The sequence below is a fragment of the Tetragenococcus solitarius NBRC 100494 genome, assembly GCF_001544195.1.
In the GTDB taxonomy this organism is placed as follows: domain Bacteria; phylum Bacillota; class Bacilli; order Lactobacillales; family Enterococcaceae; genus Tetragenococcus; species Tetragenococcus solitarius.
Map to the genome: position 1 here is coordinate 59,401 of NZ_BCPY01000009.1, position 8,158 is coordinate 67,558.

The window sequence follows — 8,158 nt, forward strand, 5'->3', positions numbered from 1 at the left end:
AGAAAGGTCGATCTAAATGAACACTTGCGGTATCATTGCTGAGTATAATCCGTTTCATAACGGTCATAAATATCAATTACAAAAAGCCAAAGAAAAAGCGCAGGCAGATGTCATGATCGTTGTTATGAGCGGAAACTTTTTACAACGTGGCGAACCCGCAATTATTGATAAGTGGACGCGTGCGAACGAGGCTTTACAACAAGGAGCTGATTTAGTGGTTGAGCTGCCTGTTCACTGGTCGCTACAATCTGCTGATTATTTTGCCAAAGGCAGCGTTCGTCTTTTACACGCGTTACATTGCCAAAATCTTTCTTTTGGTACCGACAATTCTACTGACTTTGATTACGCTTCTTTTGGTCGGTTTATGTTGGCCCACCAAAAAGAATTTGACAAAGCTTATAAAGAATATGACGACCCCACTTTGTCTTATGCGCAAAAGATTGATCGTTTGTTATCTAATCGCTATCCGTCGTTCACCTTTTCAAAAGACCAGCCTAATCACATTTTAGGGTTAACCTATACAAAGGAAAATGCTTCTTTCAAACAACCGATGAGGATTCATCCGATCCAACGTGTAAAAGCAAGCCATCATTCTACTGAACTAACGAAAGAAATTGCGAGCGCTACAGCTATCCGTCAAGCCGTTTTGTCTCAAAAAGAGATAAAAAAGGTAGTCCCAGTAAAAACGGCAGAAGATCTTCTTTTTTATCAAGTGAGTTGGGAAAATTACTGGCCCTTATTAAAATATAAGATTTTAACAAGTTCTCTTTCTGAATTAAAAGAAATTTATCAAATGGTCGAAGGTTTAGAATATCGGTTAAAAAGTAAAATTAAAGAGGCTAAACATTTTGATGAACTTGTTGAACTTGTTAAATCGAAAAGGTATACACGCACAAGAATTCAGCGTTTACTTTGCTATATTTTGCTAAATTTAAAAGATGAAGCTGTGAAAAATGCGTGGCAGCATAATTATTTACATATTTTAGGTTTCAGCGAAAAGGGGCAACAATATTTACAACAAGAGAAAAAAACAATTTCCTGGCCGATTATTTCTAAAGTAGGAAAAGCTCAAGAATCAATTATGGCACTGACTATCCAAAGCGATAATGTTTACCAATTAGCCAATGCTAAAATTACCGAACAAAATTTTGGTAAAACACCCATACGTGTTTAGAAGCTTTTTGTACTTAACAAAAAGCTTTTACAGAAGAGGTGCTAGCGGGTATAATAAAAAAGGATAATTTTTAAAACGTTGATATAAACCTAAATCAACAGAAAGCGAAGTGAAGAAATGGGACGAAAATGGGCAAATATCGTCGCTAAAAAGACGGCAAAAGATAAAAATAATAGTAAAGTGTATGCGAAATTCGGTATTGAAATTTATGCTGCTGCAAAATCAGGAGAACCCGATCCACATACCAATCAAAAATTAAAATTTGTGATCGATCGGGCGAAAACATATGATGTACCAAAACATGTAATCGATCGAGCTATTGAAAAAGCCAAAGGTGCCAGTGATGAAGTTTATTCGGAGCTTCGTTACGAAGGATTTGGTCCTAGTGGTTCGATGTTTATTGTGGATACTCTGACAAATAATGTGAACCGTACAGCGGCCGAAGTACGAGCTGCTTTTAATAAAAATGGTGGTAATATGGGGGTAAATGGTGCAGTATCCTATATGTTTGATAATACAGCTTTGTTTAGTTTTGTCGGAGATAATGTAGATGAAATTTTTGAGTTTCTAATTGACAAAGACATTGATGTACGTGATGTAGAATCAGAAGAAGGACAAATTGTCGTTTATGGCGAACCAGAAGATTTCCAATTAATCCAAGAAGCTCTCAATGAATACGGAGTTGAAAAATATGATATTGCTGAAATACAAATGATTCCACAAAGCGAAGTTACTTTAAACGATGAGGATCAGGAGATATTTGAAAAAATTCTCGATGTATTAGAAGATTTGGAAGATGTACAAAATATCTATCATAACGTCGAGCTTGGCTAGAGTTTTATACGAAGCGGATAACGTGTTATACGTCTGATAAATTAGTGGAAGCTAATTCTTTTTTCTTATCAATATAAAAGTTAAGCACTCAGCTGCCTAAAACAGCTAAGTGCTATTTTTTGTTTAAAATGAATAATTTTCATTGAGGGTCAAATAACAGGGATACAGGTTTAAACGTTATATCTTTGGAAAAGATATAAAAAGGAAAGATTTGATTTGGACCATTTAAAAAATGTACATTTTTTATTGTCATATCATCAGTTATAATCGTTTCTGTATCACTTATCTCTTCGAATTCATCATAACGTAAAACAAAATATTTGATTTTTTCAAAAGTCGCGGACATATTTTCTTGTAAGTCTTCTTGAATCTGAACCTTGTTATAATCAGTAGTACCGCCGTATTTTGTTGCTTTTTTTACAAAGGTTTCTTTAAATGTATAGGCTGCTTCTGGATTTTTAAAGGGAGCAAAAAAGGAATCTCCGGCATAAAATAATCCGGTGATGAGGCAGTTTTTAGTTTCAAATACTACACTTTGTTGGAGATGAAATTCTCTATCAAATACTACCACCTCTAAAAGATAAAGAAATAAGGCCGCTTGTTTTTTATTCATATCAGTTCCTCCTAACGCATGTTTAGCGCTTTCATTACTTATATTTAAATTTTAACATATATTATATGAAAACAATAAAATTTTTGAGCTTTTTTATTTCCTTTTTTAAAGGTTATTCGTTACAATTTATGATTATGTTGTTTTTTGTATTTTTTGTCATCTTATTTGTTTTCAAACACATTATTTTTAATAATATAACGCTTTGGAAATAGGGTAAGGGCTGTTAAAATTTACTTCTTAGAAAATGGCAGAAAGTAAATAGGAAAAAGGCAAGATTAATACATTATTACTATGTTTTATTACAAAAAATCAATAAACTTTTTGCAAAGTTGTAGCTTTCATCATTTAACAAGGAGGCAATTTATGAATTTTTCTCTTGTAATTGTAACTGTTGCGGCCTTTGTCACGCCTATGCTATTAGCACGTTTTCATATAACATTTATTCCTACGACGGTGGCGGAGATTTTTATAGGGATTTTAGTAGGAAAAAGTGGATTTGATATTATTGAAACAAATGCTGAATTATCTACTATTTCCACTTTAGGAGTTGTGTTATTACTTTTTTTAAGTGGCATGGAAATTGATTTTTCTTTGTTTAAAAAACGAGACATATCCACTCCTTTAGCTGCCAGACAAGCTAAAAATATGACAAAAGAAACGCCGCTTAAAGTAGCCAGTTTAGCTTATGGAGTAACATTTGTTTGTTCGGTACTATTAGCAGGGTTATTTAGATTTTTGGGCTTTTTTTCGGATATACAATTAGCAGCCATTTTATTTTCAACCGTTGCACTAGGAATTGTTATTTCAGTGTTAAAAGAAAATGAACTTTTAGGACGAGCTTATGGACAAACACTCTTACTTTTTGCTGTGTTAGGGGAAGTCGTCCCACTGCTGAGTTTAACGATTTACTCGTCGTTGAAAAGTGGAGACAGCAGTACACTTTGGCTAACCTCGTTAATTTTTCTTGTTGCTGTATTGTTGCTTTTACGCTTTCGTAACTTTTTCACTGTTTTTAAAAAATACACAAAAGCAACGACGCAATTAGATATTCGGCTTGCCTTTGTCATCATTATTACTTTAGTGGTTTTGGCAGAGACAGTAGGAGCGGAAAATGTGTTGGGGGCATTTCTGGCAGGAATTGTCATCAAGCTTTTGGAGCCAGAAAAAGAAACTGAAGAAAAACTAGATGCTATCGGCTACGGCTTTTTTATTCCTTTTTTCTTTATCTTAACAGGGGCTAAACTGGATTTATTTAGTATGTTTAGTTCTTCAGAGACATTGGTGTTAATTCCTCTGTTTTTAGTTGGTTTCTTGTTGGCTAAATTATCTTCATACTTTATTTTCCGCCGACTGTTTACCCCTTCTAACGCTTTAAGTGGTGTATTTTTATCTGAAACGACCATTACATTAATTTTGCCTGCACTCACTGTGGCAGAAAATTTACATGTGATTAATGAGCAACAATCGGGTGCTTTTATCTTAGCAGGAATTTTAACTTGCTTACTTGGTCCGCTTTTATTTAAATATTTTTATAAACCACATGAAGAACAATTGCAAAAAACAGTTGTGCATACCATAGGAGTCGGCTTAATGACGATCTCTGCAATGCAAGAGTTATCTTCTGAGCATTTTAGCAAGACGATTTATACTAACAATAAAAGTCAATATGATACTTATCATAACAAAGCGGCGATGTTTTTTCTGGAAAATTTGGAGAGTGAACATCTAATTACTAACAAGGTTTTTGATACAGACATTCTTGTTTTAGCTCACCAAGAGGCCAACGTAAATTACGAAGTTGCCTTAAAAGCTAAAAAGTATGGAGTGCCTCGTGTAATCGTACGCTTGGATATCCGTGATTCAAAAGAACGTTTAAAGATGGAGGAAAATTTAAAAGCCCAGCATGTTGAATTTTTCAGCATGTTTGATGTTAATGTAGGCATGTTGCGTAATGCCATTGAAACTCCAGCGGTCTTTGATTTGTTAACAGCTACAGAATTTCGCCTAAACGAGGTTGTTGTGACAAATGCTAAATATGTTGACATGATGATTTCACAATTACCGGAAGTAAGTCAAGTGATTATTAGTCGGATTTTCCGTGAACATAAGCCGGTAATCCCTCATGGAACAACTCGTTTGGAATTAGGTGATCATTTGATTTTATCAGGTAGTAATGAATCGGTCGAATATTTGCGTTCCTTATTAGAAATTAATAATGAATGAAAACTTCTTTTAACGAAAAAATGGCCTTAAAAACCTATTCAATTAGGTTTTAGGGTCGTTTTTTGTTTAGAAAATAATGACGGTTATATTAGTTAAAAATAGTTTTAAATGGTTTTTAGACGAACGAACTGTCTGATAAAAATTGACAGAGAAATGATATAGTGCTATTCTTACTTTGTGTTTAATTTCACATAATTTTATAAAATATAAGCAAAAAGGAGGTATCATTATGCATTTTATTGCTATTGTTGGTACGAATACGAAACAATCTACTAACCGCCAACTCCTTCAATTTATGGCTGACCACTTTTCTTCAGAGGTTATGATTGAAGTTTGTGAAATAAAAGACATCCCTATGTTTAATGAAAATAAACCTCAAAATGACGATCCAATAGAGGTCAAAGAGTTAACCCAAAAAATTGCACAGGCCGACGGGATTATTATTGGTTGTCCTGAATACACTCATTCTTTTTCTTCGGCTCTTAAAAGTACGCTTGAATGGTTATCTTATCGTGTTCATCCTTTAGCAGAAAAACCCGTAATGTTGGTTGGTGCTTCTAAATATGCAACAGGAGCATCACGGGCACAGGCTCAAGTACGAGAGGTTCTTGATTCACCAGGTGTAAATGCTAAAGTTCTTCCTGGTAATGAGTTTTTACTTGGAAATTCACATCACGCTTTTGATTCCAAAGGAAATATTAAAGATAAAAAAACCATCGAATTTTTAGAGCAATGTTTTAGTCATTTTTTAGATTTTATAAATAACAGCAGCGCAGCTAGTCAGAAACCAGTGGATATTGCTGCTAATAAGGATAGTGTCAAGTTTGTAGAGGAGGATAAATCCATGGAAAGTAACAAAAAAATACGCTGGGATGCCAGCTATGACGTTGTTGTTTTAGGTTTCGGCGGAGCAGGAGCAACGGCGGCACGATTTGCAGCAGATGATGGAGCAAAAGTATTATTAGTAGATTCTGCGCCGGAAGGGCATGAAGGAGGAAACACGCGCTATGCTGCACAACTAATCGGTTCGGGTGATGATTTTGATGGGTTGAAAAAATATTATAAAAATTTAACGGCACCAATGAATCTTGATGAAGAGATGATTGATACCTATGTTGAAGGTATGGTTGGTATTCCTGATTATCTGAAAAAATATTTAGATGTTGAGCCGGTAAGTTGGCGGCATGATGACTTTGCTGGCAAAGGTGTTGCTGCTTCAATCATTGCAGAATTTCCTGAATTTCCAGGGGCCCAGTCTCATGATTTAACGACTGTTCACGAAGGCGTTTTTGATGCGGCTTTATGGCAAAATTTAAAACAACAGGTGGCAAAGCGCAGTGATAAAATCGATGTTTTATACAGTACACCTGCGCGTAAGCTGATTCAAAACCCTGTTTCTAAGGTTGTTTGTGGTGTAGAGATTGAACGTGAACATGTTTTACGGAATGTTAAAGCTAAAAATGGCGTTGTTTTAGCAATGGGCGGGTTTGAAAATAATCAGCAGTATATAGAAGATTTCCTTGGGGCTAAAAAGCTGACCCCACTAGGCAGTACGTATAACAAAGGCGCAGGTATCAAAATGGCTCAAGAAGTCGGTGCTGATTTTTGGCATATGAATAATTATGAATCATTAGGTTTGTTGCATGGTATGGCTTTTGCTGTGGAAGAAGGCGAACGAGGCCGTTTAATGCTTGGGGCACAGAATCAATTGCTCTCTAGTGGTAGTATTTTTGCAGTTGGTGACGATGGTAGCCGCTATTTCAATGAAAGTGAAGAAAATCGCCACGGTCATATTAAAAATCACGGAACATGGAAAGTACCATTAAATCAACAACACCCATATTTAGTTTTTGACCAAACGAAAAAAAATGAATTAGATAAAGACAGCATCATTGGTAAGTATGAACCTTATCAAGAAAATTTGTTAAAAGCTGATTCTATTGCTCAATTGGCTCAATTAATGGGAGTTAATGCTTCCATATTGGAAAAGGCAATGGTACGTTTTGAACAAGCAGCTAAAAATAAAGAAGATGCGGAATTTCATCGTGACCCGAAAACGCTGCGTGCATTCGATCAAGGACCATTTTATGCGATTCAAATGTCTCAAACGGTATTAAATACTCAAGGAGGTCCAAGACGTAATTCTCGTTCTGAAATTTTAAATCCTGATGGTCAGCCTATCCCACATTTATATTCAGCGGGTGAATTAGGAGGAATATGTGCCAACCAATATCAAGGTGGTGGTAACTTAGCAGAATGTTTGATTTTCGGTAAAATTGCAGGTCAAAATGCTGCAGTTCCTAAAATGGAGGATACGACTGTCGCTTATGTAGAGGGCAGAAGTGAAAGAGATACACAAAGTGCTAGCTCGTTTACATTTACTAGTGACAATAAAACGGAAGAAGAAAACTTTACCACTGGTAAAAATCAATATATTGGTCGTAGTGATGCAGGAATTGGGGGCGAAGTGGTTGTAAGGCTCACTTCTGATTCGAAAAAGAATATTAAAAATGTAGAAATATTGAAGCAAAGCGAAAGTGGCGATGTTGGACTAGAAGCCTTAGAAAAGATGCCAAAAGAAATGGTTGCTAAAAATAAAATCGACGTTGATGCTGTGTCTGGTGCCTCTGTATCTAGTAAAGCGTTGAAATCAGCAGTAGCTGACGCGTTAAAACAGGTGAATAAGGAGGGGTAACGATTGAACTTTGTTGCTATTGAAGGAACAAATGCTGATTTTTCATATAATCGAATGTTATTGCATTATATTAATAGACACTTTGCTTCCGAACATCGGATTGAAGTTTGTGAAATAGCTGATTTGCCAGCTTTTAATGCTGATTTAGATGTCAATGAACAATCTGCAGTACTTGCACTAGATAAAAAGATAAAAGGGGCTGATGGCGTAATTATTGCTAGTCCGGAATATGATCATTCGATTCCTGCTGTATTAAAAAGCACGATTGAATGGTTATCTTACCAATTAAATTCTTTTTATAAAAAGCCAGTTTTGATTGTTGGTGCCTCCTATGGACCTCAAGGTTCTGCTCGCGCTCAATTTCAACTGCGTCAAATCTTAAGTTCACCTGACGTGATGGCCAATGTTTTACCTGGAAATGAATTTCTTCTAGGAAATGTCATGCAACAATTTGACGACGAGCAAAACTTAAAAGACCCCACTGTTATTGGAAACCTGGAAACCAGTTTTCATGACTTTGTCGATTATACTACTACCTTTAAAAAATAAAATTAGTATAGCCTATAATACAAAAATATAGATGAACTACAAAACACTCTATAAATCGATTTATAGAGTG

6 protein-coding genes are annotated in these 8,158 nt (G+C 35.4%); 5 read left to right on the forward strand and 1 reads right to left on the reverse strand.

Annotation, left to right across the window (positions count from 1 at the left end; all coding sequences use genetic code 11):
• Window positions 1-16: 16 nt before the first annotated feature.
• Together TS1_RS04505 and TS1_RS04510 are read left to right on the forward strand one after the other, a co-directional pair.
• Window positions 17-1,174, forward strand: a complete 1,158-nt coding sequence (locus tag TS1_RS04505; RefSeq protein WP_068708271.1) for a nucleotidyltransferase — start codon at window positions 17-19, stop codon at window positions 1,172-1,174.
• A gap of 117 nt (window positions 1,175-1,291) precedes the next feature.
• Window positions 1,292-2,008 (forward strand): YebC/PmpR family DNA-binding transcriptional regulator, encoded by a 717-nt coding sequence (locus tag TS1_RS04510; RefSeq protein ID WP_068708272.1) that lies wholly within the window; start codon window positions 1,292-1,294, stop codon window positions 2,006-2,008.
• 139 nt (window positions 2,009-2,147) lie between these two features.
• Here the strand turns inward: TS1_RS04510 and TS1_RS04515 are convergent, their stop codons facing one another.
• A complete protein-coding gene (locus TS1_RS04515; RefSeq protein ID WP_068708273.1) occupies window positions 2,148-2,621 on the reverse strand; it encodes a hypothetical protein in 474 nt (157 codons plus the stop codon).
• 363 nt (window positions 2,622-2,984) lie between these two features.
• Here TS1_RS04515 and TS1_RS04520 point away from each other — a divergent pair, with 363 nt between their 5' ends.
• The 3 genes from TS1_RS04520 (at window position 2,985) to TS1_RS04530 (ending at window position 8,088) form a co-directional block, all read left to right on the forward strand.
• Entirely contained in the window at window positions 2,985-4,844 is a 1,860-nt protein-coding gene (locus tag TS1_RS04520) for a monovalent cation:proton antiporter family protein (protein WP_068708274.1), read from the forward strand.
• 229 nt (window positions 4,845-5,073) lie between these two features.
• Window positions 5,074-7,539, forward strand: coding sequence for an NAD(P)H-dependent oxidoreductase (locus TS1_RS04525; RefSeq protein WP_068708275.1), 2,466 nt, complete (start codon window positions 5,074-5,076; stop codon window positions 7,537-7,539).
• 3 nt (window positions 7,540-7,542) lie between these two features.
• Window positions 7,543-8,088 carry an NADPH-dependent FMN reductase gene (locus TS1_RS04530; RefSeq protein WP_068708277.1) on the forward strand — a complete coding sequence of 182 codons (546 nt, stop codon included), beginning with the start codon at window positions 7,543-7,545 and terminating at the stop codon, window positions 8,086-8,088.
• Window positions 8,089-8,158: the final 70 nt, after the last annotated feature.